This is a genomic window from Agathobaculum sp. Marseille-P7918 (genome assembly GCF_900625105.1).
Taxonomy (GTDB): Bacteria; Bacillota; Clostridia; order Oscillospirales; family Butyricicoccaceae; genus Agathobaculum.
The window spans coordinates 1-21,437 of record NZ_UYYD01000003.1; the positions used below are offsets into that span (position 1 = coordinate 1).

13 protein-coding genes and 2 rRNA genes are annotated in these 21,437 nt (G+C 57.5%); 9 read left to right on the plus strand and 6 right to left on the minus strand.

The genetic code is table 11. The annotated features are described in order from the left end of the window. Both EJL02_RS06230 and rrf read left to right on the plus strand, forming a co-directional pair. Positions 1-124 (plus strand): 23S ribosomal RNA (locus EJL02_RS06230); the annotation flags it as partial. Positions 125-202: 78 nt separating this feature from the next. Continuing rightward, positions 203-319: ribosomal RNA gene (rrf, locus tag EJL02_RS06235) — 5S ribosomal RNA — on the plus strand. Between the two features lie 54 nt (positions 320-373). Here the strand turns inward: rrf and EJL02_RS06240 are convergent. The 5 genes from EJL02_RS06240 to EJL02_RS06260 form a co-directional block, all read right to left on the minus strand. Beyond that, positions 374-1,258: an ROK family protein gene (locus EJL02_RS06240; protein WP_125115563.1), complete on the minus strand. Its 885-nt coding sequence runs from the start codon at positions 1,256-1,258 to the stop codon at positions 374-376. 24 nt (positions 1,259-1,282) lie between these two features. Then, entirely contained in the window at positions 1,283-1,720 is a 438-nt protein-coding gene (locus EJL02_RS06245) for a PTS sugar transporter subunit IIA (protein ID WP_125115564.1), read from the minus strand. Positions 1,721-1,734: 14 nt separating this feature from the next. Next, positions 1,735-2,382, minus strand: coding sequence for an HAD family hydrolase (locus EJL02_RS06250; protein ID WP_125115565.1), 648 nt, complete (start codon positions 2,380-2,382; stop codon positions 1,735-1,737). 74 nt (positions 2,383-2,456) lie between these two features. After that, the gene (locus EJL02_RS06255) at positions 2,457-3,866 is read right to left on the minus strand and encodes a PTS mannitol transporter subunit IICB (protein WP_125115566.1); all 1,410 of its coding nucleotides are present in this window, start codon (positions 3,864-3,866) and stop codon (positions 2,457-2,459) included. 69 nt (positions 3,867-3,935) lie between these two features. Further along, complete coding sequence (locus EJL02_RS06260; RefSeq protein ID WP_125115567.1) at positions 3,936-4,937, minus strand: Gfo/Idh/MocA family protein; 1,002 nt, start codon at positions 4,935-4,937, stop codon at positions 3,936-3,938. A gap of 164 nt (positions 4,938-5,101) precedes the next feature. On the opposite strand from EJL02_RS06260, the gene EJL02_RS06265 reads away from it, so the two are divergent. Then, entirely contained in the window at positions 5,102-5,911 is an 810-nt protein-coding gene (locus tag EJL02_RS06265) for a MurR/RpiR family transcriptional regulator (protein WP_125115568.1), read from the plus strand. 25 nt (positions 5,912-5,936) lie between these two features. On the opposite strand, the gene EJL02_RS06270 is transcribed toward EJL02_RS06265, so the two are convergent. Continuing rightward, positions 5,937-6,620: an N-acetylmannosamine-6-phosphate 2-epimerase gene (locus EJL02_RS06270; protein ID WP_125115569.1), complete on the minus strand. Its 684-nt coding sequence runs from the start codon at positions 6,618-6,620 to the stop codon at positions 5,937-5,939. A 654-nt stretch (positions 6,621-7,274) separates the two neighbouring features. On the opposite strand from EJL02_RS06270, the gene licT reads away from it, so the two are divergent. From licT to EJL02_RS06300, 6 genes are all read left to right on the plus strand, one after another. Beyond that, entirely contained in the window at positions 7,275-8,159 is an 885-nt protein-coding gene (licT, locus tag EJL02_RS06275; protein WP_125115570.1) for a BglG family transcription antiterminator LicT, read from the plus strand. A gap of 7 nt (positions 8,160-8,166) precedes the next feature. Next, positions 8,167-10,272: a PTS transporter subunit IIABC gene (locus EJL02_RS06280; RefSeq protein ID WP_125115571.1), complete on the plus strand. Its 2,106-nt coding sequence runs from the start codon at positions 8,167-8,169 to the stop codon at positions 10,270-10,272. Positions 10,273-10,626: 354 nt separating this feature from the next. After that, positions 10,627-16,530, plus strand: coding sequence for an S-layer homology domain-containing protein (locus tag EJL02_RS06285; protein WP_125115572.1), 5,904 nt, complete (start codon positions 10,627-10,629; stop codon positions 16,528-16,530). 153 nt (positions 16,531-16,683) lie between these two features. Further along, entirely contained in the window at positions 16,684-18,483 is a 1,800-nt protein-coding gene (locus EJL02_RS06290; protein ID WP_125115573.1) for a sensor histidine kinase, read from the plus strand. Beyond that, positions 18,452-20,056 carry a response regulator transcription factor gene (locus EJL02_RS06295; RefSeq protein ID WP_125115574.1) on the plus strand — a complete coding sequence of 535 codons (1,605 nt, stop codon included), beginning with the start codon at positions 18,452-18,454 and terminating at the stop codon, positions 20,054-20,056. The genes EJL02_RS06290 and EJL02_RS06295 overlap by 32 nt, the downstream gene beginning before the upstream one ends. 6 nt (positions 20,057-20,062) lie before the next feature. Then, positions 20,063-21,322 (plus strand): ABC transporter substrate-binding protein, encoded by a 1,260-nt coding sequence (locus EJL02_RS06300; RefSeq protein WP_125115575.1) that lies wholly within the window; start codon positions 20,063-20,065, stop codon positions 21,320-21,322. Positions 21,323-21,437: the final 115 nt, after the last annotated feature.

The following is a 21,437-nucleotide window of genomic DNA, read 5'->3' on the forward strand; positions in this document are numbered from 1 at the left end:
CGAGATAAGTGTTCCCATCCTTCGGGAGTAAGGCCCCTTGTAGACTACAAGGTTGATAGGTCAGGAGTGGAAGTGCAGTAATGCATGCAGCGGACTGATACTAATAGGCCGAGGGCTTGACCTCAAAAATTAGAGGCAATCTCAGAAGACTCTTAGCTTGCCAAGTTATTGTTCAGTTTTGAAGGTGTGAATCTTCTCAATAGTGCGTGTTAATGGTGACGAGGGTACACCTGTTCCCATTCCGAACACAGTAGTTAAGCTCGTTTACGGTGACAATACTTGGCTGGCGACGGCCCGGGAAGATAACTCAACGCGCACATCAAAAAAGCAGTAGCGAAAGCTACTGCTTTTTGTTTTGTAACGGAAAATTGCATTAAGTAAGTGCGGATTGCTTGAACCATTGGTAGGCACCGGCCATTCCGGCGCTGTTGCCGAGTTCTGCAAAGCAGAGCGACGTCTTTTCCAAAACAAACGGATTGACAAACCGACCAAGCTGTTGTTCCAGCAGCGGACGAAGATACGCTCCCTGTGCCATGATTCCACCGCCGAGCACAATGGCAGCGGGATTGAACAGACAGATGCCGGCGGCAAGTCCCTGGGCAAGTGCAGCACACAATGCCTCAATGGACTCCTTGCAAACCGAATCCCCGGCGTGGGCACGCGCAAAAATCTCTTTGCCGGTCAGTGTTTCACCGGTTTTGGTGGCGACATTGCGGATCAGCGCGGTGGTGGAGGCTTGCTGCTCGAACATGCCGCCGTTGATTGGCATATATCCGATCTCACCGGCGCTGCCGCTGTGTCCATGCCAGACTGCACCATCAAGGATAATCGCGCCCCCGATGCCGGTGCCGACAGTGACACAAAGGACACTGTCGGCGCCGCGTCCGGCGCCGTAAGCGGTTTCGCCGAGCGCGGCACAGTTGACATCGTTTTCCACGGCACATGGCAGATTAAATCGGTTCTGCACGGCCAGCTTGAGATTGCGGCCGGTGTACTCGGGGATATTTTCGTTCGCATAGAGGATCGCACCGGTTTTGTGATCCACCATACCTGCGGTGGAGATGGCAACACCTTCCGGTGTATAAGCTGCACGCAGACTGTCGATCAGGTCCAGAATTTTTTGCTCAATGCCGGGACCGCGCAGTTTCTTGGCGTCCGTTGGGGTTTCCCAACGGGCGTCAAAAATGATTTGCTTGTTTTCTTCCCGCGCTGCACCATATTTGATCGACGTACCGCCGATATCAAAACACAGAACCATGGTTATCGCCTCTTTCTTACGGTTTTATCCCAGCAGCGCGCAGAATTCTTCCGGCGATGCGGCGGAGAAGAGCTGCTGCATGCGGCTGTCGTCCATCAGCACTTCGGCCAGCTCACCGAGTAAATCGATGTGACTGTTCGGATCGGTTGCAGCCAGTGTGATGATCAGGCGCACCGGATCGTTCGCCCCTGCACCGAAGGATACCGGCGGGTCGAACGTTGTAAAGTTGAGCGCAAGGCGTACCGCGCCGCACTCCGGACGGGCATGTGCGAGCGCAAGCCCCTTGGCAAGAACAAAATAAGGGCCGTTCTGATGCACAGAATCAATCATGCCCTCGATATAGCTGGGCTGAATGGCGCCGGATGCAGTCAGGGGGGCGGCTGCCTGGCGGATCGCATCCTCCCAATCGCTTGCATGCAGGCCGATTTGTACGTCATTGGTTGTGATCGTTTCCAATAGCATGATGGTGTCTCCTCCTAAAAATTCGCGATCAGCTGGGGAACGTTTACCTCTGTGAGCGATTGACACAGTTGGTATTGTCCTTCGAACTGACAATATTTTGTGACGTCGTTGGGCACCACCAGCACACGCATGTGCGCGTTCAGACCGGCCAGAAGCCCGTTGAGGGAGTCCTCTACCACCAGACATTCGTCCGGTGTACAGCCGAGCTTTTCCGCCGCTTTGAGGAACAAATCGGGGTGGGGTTTGATGCGCTCAACATCTTCTGCTGTGACCAGCAGATCAAAATACGACAGCAGGCCCAGCCGCTCCAAGTGGACCGTGGGTTTTTTTCGGCCGGAGGAGGTCGCCAACGCAACGGATAAGCCGCTTGCATGCGCCTGCTTCAAAAAGTCCTCCACGCCGGGTTTGGCCGGCAGACGGCTGCTTTCCTCGATAAACCGGGCAAACGTGTCTTTGGCAAAGGCGTCCCGATCGACCGTGATGCCTTTTGCATCCAGTTTACGGAACAAATCCTCTGCGTTTGAGCCAACACAGGCCAAAAATTCCTGTACGGACAGGTCATAGCCCTTTTGCTTGCGGAACCATTCCACATAGATGTGATACCAGACCACCTCGGTATCGACGATCAGACCGTCGAAGTCCATAATAATTGTTTTCAGCATACTGACCTCTTTTTCCGTGATAAAACGAGGGCGCTGCCGTTTTTCCGAACGGCAGCGCCGCTTTTTCCGGGCTGTTAAGCCTGCTTTGCGCTGCGGGCCTGCTTGATCTTTTCGATCAGTTCATCATACTGCGGTGCGTTGATGAAGTCGGTCACAGCGATGCAATAGGCATCTTTTTGTACGTCCTTGACGCGGTCAAGCAGCAGTTCCTGCGTGACAACAACCTGACAGTCGGTCGGCAGGTTCTCGATCGCGATATGGAACACCTTGATGTCGTCCAGACCGGCCGCCTTGCACTTTTTCTGCAATACGGTCGCGCCCATTGCGGACGAGCCGATGCCGGCGTCGCAGGCGTAAGCAATGCGGGTTACCTTGGAGAAATCAAAATCTTCGATGCTCTCAAATACCGAGGAGATGCGGCTCTTCTTGCCCTTGAGCTCGTTCATGGTCTTGGCCGCTTCCTTGAGGGATGCGTCGTCGCCGCCGCCCGCGCGCTTGATCAGCGGGATGGCCAGCACAAAGGTGACCACACAGGCTGCCGCAATACCGAGGATGATCTTGAACTGGTCGCCGGGCGAGGACATGAGCATGATGGAAATGATGCTGCCGGGGGAAGCTACGCCAACCAGGCCGACGTTCAGCATGGTGAATACCAGCGTGCCGCACGCGCCGCCGACGATCAGCGGGAGAATGAGGATGGGGTTCATCAGGACAAACGGGAAATAGATCTCATGGATGCCGCCGAACAGGTGGATGACGGAGGCGCCCCATGCAGAGGTCTTGGAAGAACCCTTGCCGAAGAACATGTAGGCCAGCAGGATGCCGAGGCCGGGGCCGGGGTTGGATTCGAGCAGGAACAGAACCGATTTGCCCAGCTCATCCAGCTGCAGCGTGCCCATCGGGGTCAGGATGCCCTGACCGATGGCGTTGTTGAGGAACAGCGGTTTGGCAGGCTCGATGAGGATCGCCGTCAGCGGCAGCAGATTATTCTGTACCAGCACGTTGACGCCGGCTGCAAAGACGTTGGTCAGCGAGGAGATCGCAGGGCCGAGCCAGACGCAGCCGATCACGCTCAGGATGGCGCCGAGAATGCCGACCGAGTAGTTGTTGACCAGCAGCTCAAATCCCATCGGGACCTTGCCGTCGATCGCCTTGTCGAACTGCTTGAGAATCCATGCGGACAGCGGGCCTAGGATCATGGCGCCGATGAACATGGTCACGCTCGAGCCGATGATGACGCCGATGGTTGCCACCGTGCCGATGACGCCGCCGCGGTAGTCATAGACCATTTTGCCGCCTGCAAATGCGATCAGCAGCGGGAGCAGATAGTTCAGCATCGGGGTGATGAAGCTGCGAAGCATGTCGTTGTCGATTGCAATGCCGACAGCGGTGAGCAGGCCCCACGCAATGAATGCGCCGAGGTTCGGGATGACCATGCTGCTGAGTTTACTGCCGAATTTCTGAATCTTTACACGTACTGACATTGAGTGTTGCCCTCCTTAAATCCGGAAATGAATCGCTACCGTTCTTTCTTTCTGGTTGCTCTCAACCGTTTACAGGGAAACTTCCTTGCCTTCCGCAATCGAGCGTTCGATTGCATCTACGACGCGCAAAGTGTTGAGCGCGTCCTCCGGGGTGATGATCGACTTGGTGCCGTTGATGATATTGCCGACAAAGGCCATGATCTCTTCGGACAGGTCGCCGGACGGTGCGCCGTTACAATTATACCAGTGACGGGAGTCCGGGTAAAGCACGCCGTTGCCGGTGACGAAGCGAACGCCGTTGTCGCAGGCGTCAACATAGGCAACGCCCTTGGTGCCGACCAGCTCCACCTTGTCGTCGATGATCGTGGGGGAATTTTCGGGCAGAACCCAGCAGGCCTCGAGGCAGGCGACCGCGCCGTTTTCGTAAGTAACGATGGCGTAGATCACGTCATCCATGCCGTATTCCTTGAGCAGGACGCTGCGTGCCTTGGCGAACACCTTGACCGGCTTGCAGCCCATGTACCAGTTGACATAGTCGATGTCGTGGATCATTACATGCATGGACAGGTCGGAAGCGCCAATATAGCGGCGGGGACCGACGATCGGGCTGTTGCGGCGGCAGTACATATGGATGATGTCGCCCAGCTCGCCGGCGTCCAGACGCTGCTTGATCATGTTGAAGCGGGGATCAAAGCGCAGCAGGAAGCCCAGAGAGAACACCTTGTCATAATCCTTGAGGATTTCATACATCGCTTCGCCGTCGGCAAGTTCCTTGGCCAGCGGCTTTTCCAGCAGGATGTGCTTTTTGTTGGCAACCGCGATTTCCACCGCTTCGCGGTGCATGTTATCGGGCAGTACAATGGAGACTGCATCGATTTCCGGGTTTTCCAGCAGATCTTTGTAGCTCTTATAGGTTTTGCAGCCATACAGCTTTTCTGCTTCTGCACGGCGGTCATCGTTGTATTCACAAACCGCAACCAGATCTACGCCCGGCAGCTTATTGTAAATGCCTGCATGGATTTGTCCCATTTGGCCGAAGCCGATAACGCCTACGTTGAGATGATTGTTCATGATGCATTCTCCTTTTCTATGTTGGCCTTTTTTGCAAGGGTTGCCAAACGATGATGGTGTGTTTGCCAAACGGCAAGTTGTAATTTTTTTTCATTTTGCCTGTTGCAAAATGGCGATCGGTATACTATGATTGTTAAAGAATCCACTAATTCAGGGGGAAAACCATGGCAGAACTGAGTTTTCAAAACCGTCTTCAGTTTTTTGGCTCTCATCTCAGCAAGAGTGAGCAAAAAATTGCAGCCTATATTGTGGCACATCCGGAAGAGGCGGTCTCTGTTGCCAGTCAGGAATTGGCGCAGTCCATTGGAACTTCCAATTCAACATTGACGCGGTTCTGCAAAAAACTGGACTACCGGAATTATATTGAATTTCAGACGCTGCTTGCGGCGGAACGCACGCCGGACCGTACGCCGGACCAGATCATTCAGCGCATCAGCCACTACTATGCGCGCACGCTGGATGCGGCCTGTGAGCTGGTGCGGCCGGAGGACGTGGATGCGTTTGTCGAACGAATCCATCAGGCGGAGAAGATTCTGGTGTTTGGTCTGGGCAGCTCCGGACTGACGGCGAGTGAATTCAATATGCGGCTGGTACAGATGGGCTTTACCTCCAGCGTGATGACGGATACCTTCCTGATGCGCGTGCAGTCCAGCCTGTTTTCGCCGCGGGATTTGATCATTGCGGTGTCCAATTCGGGTGAAACGCCCGAAGTGGTCAGCGCATGCCGGATCGCAAAATCGGCGGGCGTGCAGATCTGTCTGTTGACGCAGAACCCGCGGTCCACATTGGGGCAGATGGCGGATACCATCCTGCTGGCCGGGGACATCGGGCAAGTGGGGGATGAAAAGTTTATCAATTCCCAGATGCCGCTGGTATTTTTGATCGATACGATCACCTATCGGCTGCTGGAAGACCCCAAATGTCGTGAAAGCCGGGACCGCGCGCTGCAAACCTTGTTCCACCGGAGCTTTTGAGCGGAAAGAGCGCATCTGCGCTCTTTTATTTTGCGTAAATGGCGTCGGTGAAGGTTTTGGTGATGAGCTGCGGACGGGTGATGGCGCCGCCGGTTACCACGGCGTGTGCGCCGAGGTCGATGCAGCGCCGCGCCTTGGCAGGGGTGTCAACATGGCCTTCCGCAATCACCGGGATGGATACCGCAGCCAGGATCGCTTTGAGTCGGGCAAAATCGTCGTCGGCGATGTTGTGGCCCTCGGATTGCTCCGTATAGCCCATCAGCGTGGTGGAAACACAGTCAAAGCCCATCTGAGCGGCGCGGATGGCTTCGTCCAGTGTGGCAATGTCGGCCATCAGCAGCTTGTCGGGGGCTGCCGCACGGGCGGCATGAAAAAAATCTTCGAGGGACTCGCCTTGCGGACGCGGCCGGTCGGTGGCGTCAAAGGCGATCATGCTGCACGGCGATTGCGCCAGCTCGCGAATTTCCCGCATGGTTGGGGTGATGTAGATCGGGGAGTCGTCATAATCGCGCTTGACAATGCCGATAATGGGAAGCGTGGTATTCTTGGCGATCTCTGCAATGTCTTCCGGTGTGTTGGCACGGATGCCGACCGCTCCGCCTTCCGCAGCGGCGCGCGCCATGCGGCCCATGATAAAGGAAGAGTGAAGCGGCTCGTTGGGAAGCGCCTGACAGGATACGATCAATCCGCCGCGAATTTGCTCTAGCATAAGATCCCTCCTTGGTACTATTTTCATTATCATTATATAAAATGAAAACATTTTCGTCAAGAGAGAACAGGGCAAGTGCATGATGAAATTGCCGTGCAAAATTTAAGCATTATGACTGAAAGTTTAGACGATTTACTCGGAAAAAACTGAGCGCTTTGACGAATCCGGAAACAGCGGCGGATGCGTCGCCTTTTGCACGGTAATGCGTCAGAGAAGTCACATGGACGCGGGAAAGCTGAATGCTGCGATAGGCGCAGGCTGGCGGGGCAGAAAGGCGGTTCCCGCGCACGGTGCTCTTTTGAAACGACAAGTGGTCAGAATGTATAAATTGTGCTTTAAAATATTGGGTGATGCTACGAAATTCGTTTTTTGGGCATAAAATGGTTGACAAAAGGTGTAAAAAGGCATTATTCTTTAGTTGCGAAAAAGAAATACAGGCTTGTGACTGCAATGCAGGCAAGACCAAACGACCGAATAGGGATGATTATATTCGGATGTTTGGTCTTTTTTGTTTTTCAGGGGAAAAATAAAACGGGAAAGGAGAGGCGGGATGCAGCAACGGACCTGTGAACAAAGCAGCCGGGCAAGCAGCGGTGCTGCGCCGGCGGAAAAAACCGCTGCGGCAAGGCGGCGGAACATGTGGGGGGAGGCGTTATGACGGACCAAGTACAAAGCGGCGGCGTTTATCGCATCAGCCGCGTGATCGGGAATAATTTCGTTTGTACAGTGGATGCAGGCGGCAAAGAGATTATTCTGCGCGGACTGGGCATTGGGTTCAAAAAACATGCGGGGGATCTGGTACCCGCGCAGCAGGTGGAGAAGATTTATGATCTGCGCGATCCGGAAAAATCCTCGCGGCTGCGCGATCTGTTGGCGGATGTGCCGCCGGAATTCCTCGACGTCAGCACGGAGATCATCGAGACGGCGGAAAGCCGGATCGGACGGCGGCTGAGCGAGAACATCTATATTACGCTGACCGACCATATCTGTTTTGCGGTCGAGCGGCTGCGCAGCGGCGTACAGTATCCGAACCATCTGCTGTGGGAGATCACGAATTTCTATCCGGCGGAGTTTGCAATCGGCGAGCAGGCATTGGAGATCATCGACACGCGGCTGGGTTTCCGCCTGCCGCGGGATGAAGCGGGATTCATTGCGCTGCACATCGTCAACGCGGAGATCGACGGCAAGATGTCGGATATGGTGCGCATCACCGAACTGATCCGCAAGATCGTCGGGGTGGTGCAGGACTATTACGGCGTAACGCTCGATGAGCAGTCGCTCGATTACGGCCGCTTTCTCACGCACCTGAAATTCCTCGGCCAGCGTATCACGCAAAACCGGTATGTTGCCGATGACGATTCGGAGTTTCAAAACATGATCGTGCGGCGCTACCAACAGGATTACCGGTGCGCGGAGCGCATCCGGGAGCAGCTGCGGGAGACGTTTTCCGTGCAGCTGCCGTCCGAGGAAATGACCTTTTTGACCATTCATCTGCATCGCTTGGCAGTATCCATGGGAAAGACCGAACAAAAGGAGTAAAAAGGATATGAAAGACAAGATTTTTGGTGTATTACAGCGCGTCGGCCGCTCGTTTATGCTGCCGATCGCTATTTTGCCGGTAGCCGGCCTGTTCCTCGGCATCGGCGGCTCGTTTACCAACGAAACCATGCTTGAAACCTACGGCCTGATGGGTGTTATGGGCCCGGGTACGTTCATCTACGCGATTTTGCAGGTGCTCAACGCGGCAGGCTCGATCGTCTTTGACAACCTGCCGATCATTTTCGCGATGGGCGTCGCCATCGGCATGGCCAAGCAGGAAAAGGAAGTTGCGGCGCTGTCCGCTGCGATCGCCTTTTTCGTCATGCACGCGACGATCGGCGCGCTGATCAAGGATTTCGGTGCGCCCGACCTGTCCGGCGCGACCGCGAGCGTGCTCGGCATCAATTCGCTGCAGATGGGCGTGTTCGGCGGCATCATCGTCGGTCTGGGCGTCGCTGCGCTGCACAACAAATACTATAAGATCCAGCTGCCGCAGGTGCTTAGCTTTTTCAGCGGCACGCGCTTTGTACCGATTATTTCGTCGGCCGTGTATCTGGTGGTCGGCATCGCGATGTACTACATCTGGCCGGTGGTCCAGACGGGCATCAACGCGCTGGGCGGCTTCGTGCTGGCCTCCGGCTACGCCGGCACTTGGCTGTATGGCTTCATTGAGCGCGCACTCATCCCCTTCGGCCTGCATCATGTGTTCTATATCCCGTTCTGGCAGACCGCGCTGGGCGGCACGGCGATGGTAAACGGCGTGCTGGTCGAAGGCGCGCAGAATATCTTCTTTGCCGAGTTGGCAACGCCGGGCATCCAGCACTTTTCGGTCGAGGCGACCCGCTTTATGGCCGGCAAGTTCCCGCTGATGATCTTCGGCCTGCCGGGTGCGGCGCTGGCATTGTACCGCTGCGCCAAGCCGGAAAAACGCAAGGCGGTCGGCGGCCTGCTGCTGTCGGCGGCGCTGACCTCGATGCTGACCGGCATCACCGAACCGCTCGAGTTTACCTTCCTGTTTGTCGCACCGGCGATGTATGTGGTGCACTGCGTGTTCGCGGGCGCGTCCTATATGATCATGCACATCCTGAATGTCGGCGTCGGCCTGACGTTCTCGGGCGGCCTGATCGACCTGACGCTGTTCGGCATCATGCAGGGCAACGCCAAGACCAGCTGGCTGTGGATTCCGGTGGTTGGCGTGGTGTATTTCGTGGTTTACTACCTCGTGTTCTCGTTTATGATCAAAAAGTTCGATTACAAGACGCCGGGCCGCGATGACAGCGAGATCAAGCTGTACACCCGCGCGGATGTCAACGCCCGCAAGGAGGGCGAGGCCGCGGCCGCACAGGGCGGCGGCGATACCGCGCTGTCCCGCCAGATCATGCTGGGTCTGGGCGGCAAGGCCAACATCTCGGACGTAGACTGCTGCATTACCCGCCTGCGCTGCACCGTGCACGACGCTTCCAAGGTCGATCAGCAGCTTTTGAAGGACACCGGCGCATCCGGCGTCATCTGCAAGGGCACGGGCGTGCAGGTGGTATACGGCCCGCGCGTCTCGGTCATCAAGTCCGATCTGGAAGCCTTCCTCGCTTCGCCTGAGAGCAATGAGGCCGCGCCGCAGGCCGCGCCCGCCGCAGCTGCGGACAGTGCTTCGGCGCCGTCCGGCGCGCATGTGATCGCGTCGCCGCTTTCCGGCAACGTCATTCCGCTCGAGCAGGTCGCGGACGGCGTGTTCTCGGAAAAGATGGTCGGCGACGGCTTCGCCGTTGAGCCGACGGACAATCAGGTATATGCCCCGGCCGACTGCGAGGTCGCGACCGTGTTCGGCACCAAGCACGCCATCGGCCTGACCACAACGGACGGCGTGGAGCTGCTCATCCACTTGGGCATCGACACCGTGCAGATGAACGGCGCGCCGTTCACGATCGTGGTCAAGGAGGGTGATAAGCTCAAGAAGGGCGACAAGATCGGCAGCTTTGACGAAAAAATGATCGTCGAGGCGGGCTACCGCACGGTAACGCCCGTCGTTGTGACCAATTCGGACGCATATCAGACCTTCACCCTGCAAAAGACCGGTTCGGTTTCCGCAGGCGACGATGTGATGACCGTGGAATAAGCGGCGTCAAATCGCTGATGTTGTCTTTTTGAAAACCGCCCCGCGCTGTGCAAACGGCGCGGGGCGGTTTTGCTGTCCTCGGCCAGAGCACGCTGCGGGGACCGACACAAAGAAAACACAACAAAACTAAAAATCGGACAACAAATCCTGCGGGATTTGCCAGAAAATTTGCGCGCAAATAGAAAAAGGATAACAAGTGTAAGAATCGTGTATTTACGTTCCGTCCGCCTGAAAATATAATGGGAACCACGATAAGATGGCTGAGAATCCGGTGTGTCTATCCAGACAAGCGGGAACACCGGTCCGGCGGCTTTTCTGATTCGGCAAAACGGTTTGAAGGGAAAGGAGTATTTTATGAGACGGAAACGGTTGATCGCCTGGTTGTTGTCCTGCGCGATGCTGCTGACCCTGTTCCCCTTTGCGGGCGCGGCGGCATATCAGGATACCAAAGGCCATTGGGCGGAGGGTTTGATTGATAAGTGGAGCGGATACGGCGTGATCGAGGGGTATGACGGCGAATTTTCCCCGGACGATCCGATCATCCGCGGCGATATGGCCGTGATTATCGATCGGCTGCTGGATTATCAGAGCAAAGCGGATAACACATTCTCCGATCTGGGACAGGCTTATTACACGGATGCGGTGCTGCGTGCGGCGCAGGCCGGCGTGATGCAGGGCTATGACGGCAAGGTCCGTCCGGAAGAGTACATCACCCGCGAAGAAGCGGTCTGCATGCTCGCGCGCGCCATGTCGGTGGCGGGCAGCAGCGGCTCGAGCGGGTTTGCCGATGACGCGAGCATCTCTTCCTGGGCGAAGTCGAATGTTGTCTCCTTCGCACAGAAGGGCTATGTCAACGGCCAGCCGGGCAACCGGTTTGCCCCGCAGGATAACGTGACCCGCGCTGAGGTGGTACAGATCCTGGACAATATGATCTCGGATTACATCACCAAGTCCGGTACGGTCACCAAGGTGGGCGACGGTATTGTGATCGTCAAGGCTTCCGGCGTGACGCTGGACGGCGTGGACGTGAAGGACAATCTGGTGCTGGGCGGCCTGGCCGGCACGGTCATCGCGAAGAACTGCGACCTTTCGGGCAAAACCGTCCGCATCGCGCAGTCCACGCTCAAAACCGAGGATACCACGAGCGGCGGCGGTTCCTCGGGCGGTTCTTCTTCCAAGGTTGCGGCGCCGGATGCTTATCCGCTGCCCAAGGGTGAGGAAGACTCCAAGAGCCTGGGCGTGTTCGATTACGACATGACCTATTATGTGACGCTGACGGCGGAAGACGGCGCGGATATCTATTATGAGATCGCGGAAGGCAAGGACGCGGCGCCCGAACCGACGACGGACAGCAACAAGTTTGAGACCTATCAGTATAAGCAGATCATGATCGAGCAGCCGACAAGCGACAGCTCGACCGCCGAAGAGAAAAACCAGACCCGGGAAAAGGTCTACAATGTCAAGGCGATCGCGGTGCGCGGCACCCGCACCAGCGAGGTTGCAAACTGGAACTACACCGTGACCAGCAATCCGCGCAGCGAGCTGAAGATCAGCGCGCCGATCGACTGGAACGGCGAAGAAGTGCAGAACGTCACGCTCATTCAGGACTACGACAGCGACAAGATGTATCTGGTCGAGGGTTCTGAGCGTGCGATGGTGCTGGACGCAGGTTATTTTGACGCAGATGCTGCGGCGGACCTGTATGGCGCTATGCGTGAGATCGTCGGTGAGGACAAGCCGATCGATCTGGTGATCGGCCACCCGCATCCCGATCATGTACAGATGGCGTTCCAGTTCCTGTGCGACGAAAACAAGGATTTGGGCGCAAAGGTTTATGTCAACGAGCGCGGCATCGAGACGCTGCGCGGCTACATCCGCGACAAGGGCATCGCAGCCGGCGTATTCGCGGATGAAGATGAGGCGGACGCCGCCTATGAAGCACAGCTGGCGACGCTGTCCGACGGCGACGTTTACTCGCTGGGCGATGTATCGTTTGACGTAATTGAGATGCCGGGCCATCAGATCGCCGGTATCATGCTGTTCGACAAGGCGAGCGGCAACCTGTACACCTCGGATCAGATGGGCAACAACCGCGCGCACCTGACCGACTCGTTCTGGATGCAGTTCGGTGAAGGCGCGGCCGACCCGATGGATGTTTATCTGTCCACCCTGCAAATCGCGCTGGAAAAGCTGGACGGCAAGGTAAAGCGCATTCTGACCGGTCACAACGACGTGGTTCTGGATGGTCAGGGCAGCTATTTTGCCAATCTGGAAGCAGCGGTGCAGCAGGTCGTTGACAAGGGCGAGGACGCGCTGACGCCGACGCTGCGCACGCTAGACAGCGAACCCTATCTGACCAATACCCGCACTTCGTTTGTGGGCGACCGCCTGACCGATATCAACTGGGCGGGCATCAACCTGAACCTGGCCAACTTCCTGTCGGAAGCGGGCTACCGGGAAGATCCTTCCTCGATCGCGGAACTGTCCAACCTGTCCGTGCGTCTGCCGGGCGTGTCGGGCAACCTGCTCTGGGAGGACGAGAATTTCGGCGTCAACCTGAACTGGAAGTACCCGGATGCCACGCAGCCGGTGCGCAAGGATGCGGATGAACTGACCTTCACCGCGACCGTGGACAGCACGGTTTCGCAGGTGGAAATCGTGCCGACGGCGGCTTCGACCAACGGTACGGTCACCATCAACGGTGAAAAGGCGGTCTCGGGCGAAGCCTTTACGGCGAAGCTTACCGGAAATGAGACGACCTTTACCGTTGTCGGCACGTCCCCGAACGGCGAGGCGACCAAGACCTATACCGTCAAGGTGGTCAAGGCGGACGCCGGCAAGGTTGCGGCGCCGTACACCTATACCGATTATGACAACTACACCGATCCGTTCTATCCGGACACTCCGGGCACCTTTACCGTGACCCAGTATGTGGCGCTGTTCTCGGATACGCCGGGCGCAACCATCCAGTATACGCTGGACGGCAGCGACCCCAAGACCTCGGATACGGCCAAGGAATTTGACCAGACCAAGTACAAGGCCTCTTCCGGCACCGGCGGCGCGGAGGTGGATGCGCTCATTACGATCGGCGCGGATACCGGCGACGATTGGGACGGCAGCGCCAAGCAGACCAAGGTAACGCTCAAGGCGTATGCCAGCAAGGCAGGCATGGAGGACAGCGATGTTGTAACCTTTGAGTATACGATCGACCGCATGTCCAAGAACGAGCACAAGAGCCGCCTGCTGTATGAGGAAGGCGATATGAAGGTCTGGCAGGTCATCGATTACGACAGCGATAAGATGTACCTGATCAAGGGCGCGGACCGCGCGCTGCTGATTGACGCGGGCATGGCGCCCGGCACGGCGGAAAGCCTGTATGAGTACGCCAAGGCACTGGCGGGCACGGCGGAGGTCGATCTCTACATCTCGCACGGTCACCCCGACCACACGACCCAGATCGGCGACTTCGTCAAAGCGGGCCGCAAGGTTTACATCCATGAAGAAGACATCCAGATGGCGCTGGGCTTCATCAACGAAAACGTGGACGCGGATGAGGGCAACAACCTGACGGCGAATATCTTCACCACGATCGATGAAGGCTATCAGTTTGACCTCGGCGGCGTTACGCTGGACAACTACTATGTGCCCGGCCACACCTCTGGCAGCATGCTGCTGCTCGATAAGGCGCACAACATCCTGTATTCGTCCGACGCAGTGGGCTGCAACCGCCGCAGCGTGGCGGATTCGCTGACGCTGGCGTCCAACGACGTGCGCGTCCTGCTGTCGAGCGTGCAGGTGTTCAAGGACAAGATGCTGGCACTGGATACGGCGAATGAAATCGATCTGGACAAGCTCGTCACCTGGACCGGCCATGACGATTACGAGATCGACGATCTGATCGGTCATCTGGATACGGTCATCGAAGCGGCGCAGAATATCGTCGATTACGGTCCCGATGCTGCGATGCGCAAGTCGGTACGCGACACCGGCGGTTCGGACGGTGCGTCCATTGCGGGCGACCGTTATGCCAATGACGGCACCGGCCACTTCATCTGCATGAACGGCAAGAAGAGCACCGTGCTGAGCGGCGAGGACTATACCACGGTTGCCGAGCTGGCGAACCTCAAGGTTACGGCGGCGGGCGGCACCGACAACCTGATGACCGGTTTCAGCACGACCCATGCGTTCGCAGGCACTGCGGTGGGCGACGCCAACGTGCTGGCAGCGGAAGTGCCGAACGGCACGCAGTCTGTGGACGTTTACCCGACGGCGATGGCAACCAAGGCGACGGTGACGGTGGGCGGCGAGACCGCGGCGCGCGGCGGCAAGGTAACGGTCACCCTGAATAACGGCTATAAGGAAATCCCGATCGTCGTTACCGCGCCGGACGGCAAGACTACGGCGTCCTATACGCTGACGGTGCGCACTTGCATCGACCCGATGAATCCGTATGAGACGATGTATGTGGGCGAGCATGTGGAAACCGTCAAGCTCGACAACGGCGAAAGCCGCACGTTTACTTCCTATGTGCCGGAAGGCGCGCGTGAATCCAACGCGGGCATCTTTGTTCTGCCGGATCAGGGCAAGAACAGCTTTGACGCGTGGAAGACGCTGGCGGACAACACGGATACGCAGGCGATCGACGAAAAGTGGACCAAGCAGCAGGAAAAGTTCATCGTCGTCTATCTGGACGGCCTGACCTATGGAGAGAGAGAAGAAGAGAGAGAAGCAGACATTGATTATGTCAATAAGGTCTATGCAGCGGCGTCCGGACGCACCATGTACTGCATCCACGAAGCCAAGAACTACATGGTAGGCTACGGCGAGGGCGGTACGATCGCGCAGATGGCGGCAATGGACCAGACTGCTGTCTGGGCCGGGCTGGTAACCGTCGGCGCGGGCGATGTGGACAGCGGCTGGATCGAGGCCAACGGCCAAGAGATGGCCAGCAGCCTGAATGGGTATAACGACCAGTCGAACAGCACCCGCAAGAGCGAGATTCAGAAGAGCACGCTGCCGCTGCCCGTCTGGATCATCAACGACGGCACGGAAACCGATGCAGAAACCCTGCAATACTGGCTGGATGCCGATAAGATCGGTGCGGATGAATACACCATCGAGGCTGACACGGTAACCAAGTACGTCCGCACCAAGGAGTGGGCGGATAACGCGGGCACCGGCGACTACGAGACCAAATACGGCGACAACCGCGATAAGGAAGCGTACCGCGTTTGGGTGAGCGGAAAACCGTCCGGCGATCTGGAGAGCACGATCTGGAACGATTTCCTGTTCGGCGTGCGCCGTTGGATGGCCGATCCCGGCGGCGACCTGCGCGTGACCAAGGACCCGATCGCGGATCTGGGTATGGATCGCCATTATGAAGAGGTCGGCGGCTGGATGCGCGAGTGGTATGTCTATGTGCCGGATAGCGTAAACGAAGGCACGCCGGATGTGCCGGTCGTATTCGCAAACCATGGCTATACACTCAACGGCGGCGTGTATGCCGGCCAGACCGACTGGTACAAGGTAGCGGATGAGAACAACTTCATCGTGGTGTTCCCGTCTGCAATCAACGGCAATATTTCGGACAGCGGCAACGCGCCGTTCCCGGCTTGGAACATTGCGCTTGACCCGACCCGCATGGATGAGATCGCGTTCTTTAAGTACATGCTGGCGGATCTGGATGCAACCTACGATATCGATCTGGGCCGCGTGTACGCGACCGGCCATTCTTGGGGTTCGCAGATGTGCCATGTGCTCGCGCTCAATGAGCCGGAGATGTTCGCAGCGGTGGCGCCGCTGTCGGGATTCATCTTCAAGGACTATGTGTTTGACCAGGCGGACGATGCGCAGGAAGCCGTATCCGCGGCTGGTGGCGTACCGGTTTACATGGCGGCGGGAACCGAGGGCGGCACGGAATGGAGCATCTGCCCGGTTCCGCTGACCCAGGCTAACAACTCCGGTCAGACTCTGTCCGCCTGGTTTGCACTCAACGGCTGCGACGGCTCGATTGATTGGGACAAGCTGAGCGGTTCGAACGAAACGATCGGCAGCTTGGATTGGCAGAGCGGCGGTGCGTTTACAGTGGACGGCCGTTGGTACACCATGACCTGTGAGAAGGACGGTGTGCCCATGGTGCGGGTGGAAATTGTGGATTATATGCCGCATGCCACCATGCCGGAGCATTCCGACCGCGTGTGGGACAACTGGTTTGCGCATTTCAGCAGAAATGATGCCGGCCAGCTGCAATACAAATAAGCAACCCATCCGTTTCGCTTCATAGCCGCAGCGGTGCGGCAGGGCGGCTTCCCAAACGGGGAGCCGCCTTTCTCCGTATCGGATGGATAAGACGGCAGACAAAACGCGTGCTCGATGCTATAATAGGATCAGAAATGGCGGGGAGATGAGGATTTGAGAAGGAAAAATAAGGGAAAAACCTTCAAACAGCAGCTGTTTTTGTATTTCATCCTCTCGTCCGTGTTCATTTGCCTGGTGATGGGGCTGTTCCTGTATGTATCCGAGCAGGAACTGGTCACCGACAACTTACAGCAGGAAACCCAGACCGCCATGGGATATGCCGTGGATCAGGCGGAGCAAACCGCGCTGCGTGTGGAGGAGTTTGCCAATCAGGTTTGCCGCAGCGACGCGGTGATCGATGTGATGCAGCGCACCTCGCCGCAGGTGGATGCACAGGTGCTTTCCATTGCCGCGGAACTCAATGAGCAGTTCCAGTTCGTCACGATCACCGAGGAAGTGCTGTCGCTGCTGCTGGTGGGGGAAAACGGGCTGGATCTGCGCTGCGGCAAAGAAGCGTCGCTGGTGGATGACGCAGCGATCAGGCAGGCGTTCTGCCGGGCGGACTATTACGGCGACAGCTTGATGCGCTGGGGGGTCTCGCAGAAAAATTTCTGCAAGCTGAGCGATTATCCCACCGTGGTGCCGTACAGCCGGCGCATCACGGATACTGCCTCCGGACAGACACTGGGCTATCTGGTGCTGCTGCTGCGGGACACCGCGCTCATCGACGCCTGCAAGCCGTTTCTCGAACAGGGGGATGAAGCGTTCTGCCTGATGGATGAAACCGGCGGGATGATCGTACAAAATGCGCGGTGGCGCGAGCTGACCGAACAATATGGCGGCGAAGGCACGATTTTCGACAGCGGAACGCAGGAATTTGCCGAAACTGTGCGGCTGGGCGGCGTGCAGTTCCGCTTTTTCCAGACACCGGTGCCGTCGTACCCGTGGCAGCTGGTGGAAGCGGTGCCGATGTACCAATATGCGCAGCAGACCCGGATTTTGGGGCGGGCTGCTGTGGTTGCGGCCTGCATGGCGCTGGTGCTGTCGCTGATGCTGGCAACCGTGTTTTCCGGGCAGCTGGTGCGGCCGATCGAGCGTATGGTGGAGGCTGTGCAGGATATTGCGCGCGGCAACTTCTCGCGCCGGCTGGAACGCAGCAACCGCGTGGAGCTGAATACCTTGCAGGACAGCATCGAAAAGATGCAGACCGACCTCAAACAGCTGCTCGACAGCCGTGTGGCGCAGGAGCAGGAGAAAAAGACCGCGGAGATCCAGATGCTCAAAGCGCAGATCAACCCGCATTTCCTGTATAACACGCTCAATTCGATCAAGATGATGGCGGTGATGCAGGGTGCGCGCGGCATCCAGAACATGATCGAGGCGCTGGGCAGCATCCTGCGGGCCAGCCTGAGCAATGCGGAGGAGCGCACCACGCTGCGGGATGAGCTGGCGCTGCTGGAACAGTACATTTATATTCAGAATATCCGCTATAAGGGCAATATCGAGTACGAAACCGTGGTGCGGGATCAAAGCCTGCTGGATTTTCCCATGCAGCGCTGCTTGCTGCAGCCGCTGCTGGAAAATGCGATCACGCATGGCATCGAGCAGGACAACCGCGGCGGACATATCACGCTGATCGTGTGGCGCAAGTGGGAAAGCCTGTATATTTCGGTGGAGGATGACGGCGTCGGCATCCCGCCCGAGCGTCTTGCACGGCTGCAAAACGGCGAGCGGCTGACCAGCCGCAGCATCGGCGTGTATAACGTCGATCAGCGTCTGCGCATGACCTATGGCGAAGCATACGGTCTGCGCTTTGAAAGCAAGCCCGGGGAATTTACCCGGGTCATTGCACGCATGAAAATCACAGAGGGGGATTTTGCCCATGAAGAAAACGCGGATACTGATCGTCGATGACGATACCATGGTGCGGATCGGCCTGAAAACCGTCATCAACTGGGAGGAAAACGGGTTTCTGCTGGTGGGCGAGGCGCAGGACGGACAGCAGGCGCTGGAGCTGGCGGAACGTTACCAGCCGGATATCATCATCACGGACATCAAAATGCCGCGCATGGACGGCCTTGCGCTGATCGAACGGCTGCGGGAGCAGAAAAATCCGGCGGATATTCTGGTGCTGAGCAGTTATGATGAGTTTGAACTGGTCAAAAAAGCGCTCAAACTGGGCGCAAAGGACTATATCCTCAAGCTCAATCTGGAACCGGAGGAGCTGCTGCACTGCCTGCGCACGATGGTCGCCGCGCAGACCGACCGGCCGGCCGCTGCCGACGTCGCGCCGGAAAGCGAGAAAAGCCGCGCGCTGCTGCGGCAGAATTTCCTGTGGGATGTGGTTTCCGGGTTTTATCTGAGCGAGGAAAAGTTGGAACAGACCATGCGGCATCTGGAGATCCATCTGGATACCCGGCCGATCTACTGCATGATCCTGAAAGCGGGGGAGACCTACCGCTTTGAGGACGCGCCGCCCGAGCAGCTGCAAACGCTGCGCTTTTCCGTCATCAATATCACGGACGAGATTGTCAACGACGTGGCAAACGGGTATTGCTTTTCCGGCCGCACCGGGGAATTTGACGTGCTGCTGGCCGGGGTGGAAGATCATGCTGCGCTCACCAAGCTGGCGCAGCGGCTGCGGCGCATGCTGATGGATTATCTCAATCTGTCCTGCACGGTTTTGATCGGCAGCAGCCGGCAGCCCGGCAGCGCGGGTATTCAGGAAGCCTTCCGGCAGGCCAACGCGCTGGTTTCGCGGCGGTTCTTTCTGGACCATGACGGCGTGCTGTTCTGGGATGGCGCCATGGAGGAGCACAGCGAGGACTCTTACAGCCTGTCCGGGGTGCGCGCGGAATTGTCCGACATTCTGGTGTCCGGCAGTACGCAGTCGCTGGCGCGCGTGCTGGATCGGATCGCGGAGGACATGCGGCGCCTTTCGCTGAGTCGTTCGACGATCTGCGGCATTGCGCTGGAGCTTTTCTATGTCGTGCAGGAGTATTTTGAGAAAAACGCGCTGCCGACCAGACGGCTGCTGCCGCAGAGTTACCGGACCTATGAACAGTTTGTGCATATGGAAAGCCTGCGCGACGTGATCGACTGGATCGAGCTGCTGCGGCAGGATCTGACCGCGTTTTTTGAGCGGGAGAGCGAAAAAGGCTATCCCAAGGTGATCCGGGCGGTGCAGGATTGGATCGCGGCGCACTATCGTGAAAACGCGTCCCTGCAGGAGGCGGCGGCCGCGGTCGGCTTTAACCCGTCGTATCTGAGTACGCTGCTGAAAAAGTATACGGGAAAAAGCTATACCGAATCGCTCGCGGAATACCGGATCGAACAGGCCAAACAGCTGCTGCTGCTGACCAATGAAAAGGTATATGCCGTTGGGCAAATGGTGGGATACGAGGATAAGTATTATTTCAACCGCATTTTCAAGCGGGTGACCGGCATGAGCCCGGGGGAGTTCAAAAACCAGAACCGGAAGGAGTGAGCGCGGATGGGAACGCGGCGTGTGACGGCGCTGTGTATGGCGGTGGTCTGCATGCTGCTGACCGCCTGTACCGCGGGCGCGCCGGCACAGGGAGAGCAGACCAAGCAGACGCTGACTCTGGTGCTGTGGGATTATGATAAGACCAGCTACGATCGCCGGCTGGTGGAGGCGTTTGAACAGACGCATCCGGATGTGGAGATCCAGGTGGTCAGCTATCCGGATACCTATTACGATCAGAAAATGGAGGCTTTTCTGCTGGGAGACAAAAGCGTGGATGTCTTTTTGTCGCGCACCACGGCGTCGCTCAAGCGCATGTGCGAGCATGGCGTGGTGCAGGAACTGGACGAAATGGTTGAGCAATACGGTTTAGATCTGGCGGATTCTCCGCAGCTGACGGGAATGCGGTATGATGGGAAGCTGTACGGCGTGCCCTATCGGAAGGACCGGTATGTGCTGTTTTACAACTGCGATTTGTTTGATGCCGCCGGCGTGCCATACCCGCAGGAGCGTCTGACCTGGCCGCAGCTGTATGAATTGGCGAAAAAGCTGCAAAGCGGGCTGCGGCAGAATGGGCAGTATGCGCTGATGGTGCTGCCGATGGATATCCAGTGGATCGCTTCGGGCGGGGTATGGCCGATGCGGTACGACGCAGATGAGGCTGCTGGTCGGATCGTACCGATCATGCAGCTGCTGCTGCAAATGCAGCAGGATGGCGCAGCGCCCCGGTATGCGGACTGTATTGCAAAGGATGTGGCACAGCAGAGCTTTGAGCTGGGCGAGTATGCGATGTATGTTGGCGGAAGCTGGTATGTCAATTACCTGACGACCGATCAGAAAAACGACAAATTTGATTTCCGGTGGGGCGTGATGGAATGTCCCTATTGGCCGCAGAGCGAGCTGGACGAGGAACCGAGCATCCCGACCGGGATGAGCATTTGCCGGAACAGCGAGAACAAGACGCTGGCGTGGGAGTTCATTCAGTTTGCGTCGGGAAAAGAAGGGGCGTCGATCATGGCGGAGGAACAGATGCAGCCGGCGTATCAGGATGACGCGGTCAAGCAATGCTATTTGGACCATTTCGCAGGCGTTTTTCTGGATGAAGCGATTTTGCAGGCGACGGAAAAGCCAAAGCAGGATTTGACCAATGATGTGCAGGAGCAGCAGGGAATCCTTTGCGACGCGTTCCGCAAGTGCATGACGGGCCAGATGACGGTTGAGCAAGCTGAGCAATATGCATCGGCGGCGCTTCGGTCGGTTTCAGCGTAAGGCGCCGTCCGGCGGCAAAGCGGGAAACGGATGGGAAAAGCGGATCTGTCAATGCTATACATAAGAGAAGCCCTCTGGAAGCAGAGGGCTCTTTTTGCGCCAGACGGCGCGCTGT

What these genes read in the sequence shown, in the direction of transcription:
- EJL02_RS06240 (WP_125115563.1), bottom strand. Translation starts at nt 1,258, where the DNA reads ATGGTTCTGTGTTTTGATATCGGCGGTACGTCGATCAAATATGGTGCA.
- EJL02_RS06245 (WP_125115564.1), bottom strand. Translation starts at nt 1,720, where the DNA reads ATGCTATTGGAAACGATCACAACCAATGACGTACAAATCGGCCTGCAT.
- EJL02_RS06250 (WP_125115565.1), bottom strand. Translation starts at nt 2,382, where the DNA reads ATGCTGAAAACAATTATTATGGACTTCGACGGTCTGATCGTCGATACC.
- EJL02_RS06255 (WP_125115566.1), bottom strand. Translation starts at nt 3,866, where the DNA reads ATGTCAGTACGTGTAAAGATTCAGAAATTCGGCAGTAAACTCAGCAGC.
- EJL02_RS06260 (WP_125115567.1), bottom strand. Translation starts at nt 4,937, where the DNA reads ATGAACAATCATCTCAACGTAGGCGTTATCGGCTTCGGCCAAATGGGA.
- EJL02_RS06265 (WP_125115568.1), top strand. Translation starts at nt 5,102, where the DNA reads ATGGCAGAACTGAGTTTTCAAAACCGTCTTCAGTTTTTTGGCTCTCAT.
- EJL02_RS06270 (WP_125115569.1), bottom strand. Translation starts at nt 6,620, where the DNA reads ATGCTAGAGCAAATTCGCGGCGGATTGATCGTATCCTGTCAGGCGCTT.
- licT (WP_125115570.1), top strand. Translation starts at nt 7,275, where the DNA reads ATGACGGACCAAGTACAAAGCGGCGGCGTTTATCGCATCAGCCGCGTG.
- EJL02_RS06280 (WP_125115571.1), top strand. Translation starts at nt 8,167, where the DNA reads ATGAAAGACAAGATTTTTGGTGTATTACAGCGCGTCGGCCGCTCGTTT.
- EJL02_RS06285 (WP_125115572.1), top strand. Translation starts at nt 10,627, where the DNA reads ATGAGACGGAAACGGTTGATCGCCTGGTTGTTGTCCTGCGCGATGCTG.
- EJL02_RS06295 (WP_125115574.1), top strand. Translation starts at nt 18,452, where the DNA reads ATGAAGAAAACGCGGATACTGATCGTCGATGACGATACCATGGTGCGG.
- EJL02_RS06300 (WP_125115575.1), top strand. Translation starts at nt 20,063, where the DNA reads ATGGGAACGCGGCGTGTGACGGCGCTGTGTATGGCGGTGGTCTGCATG.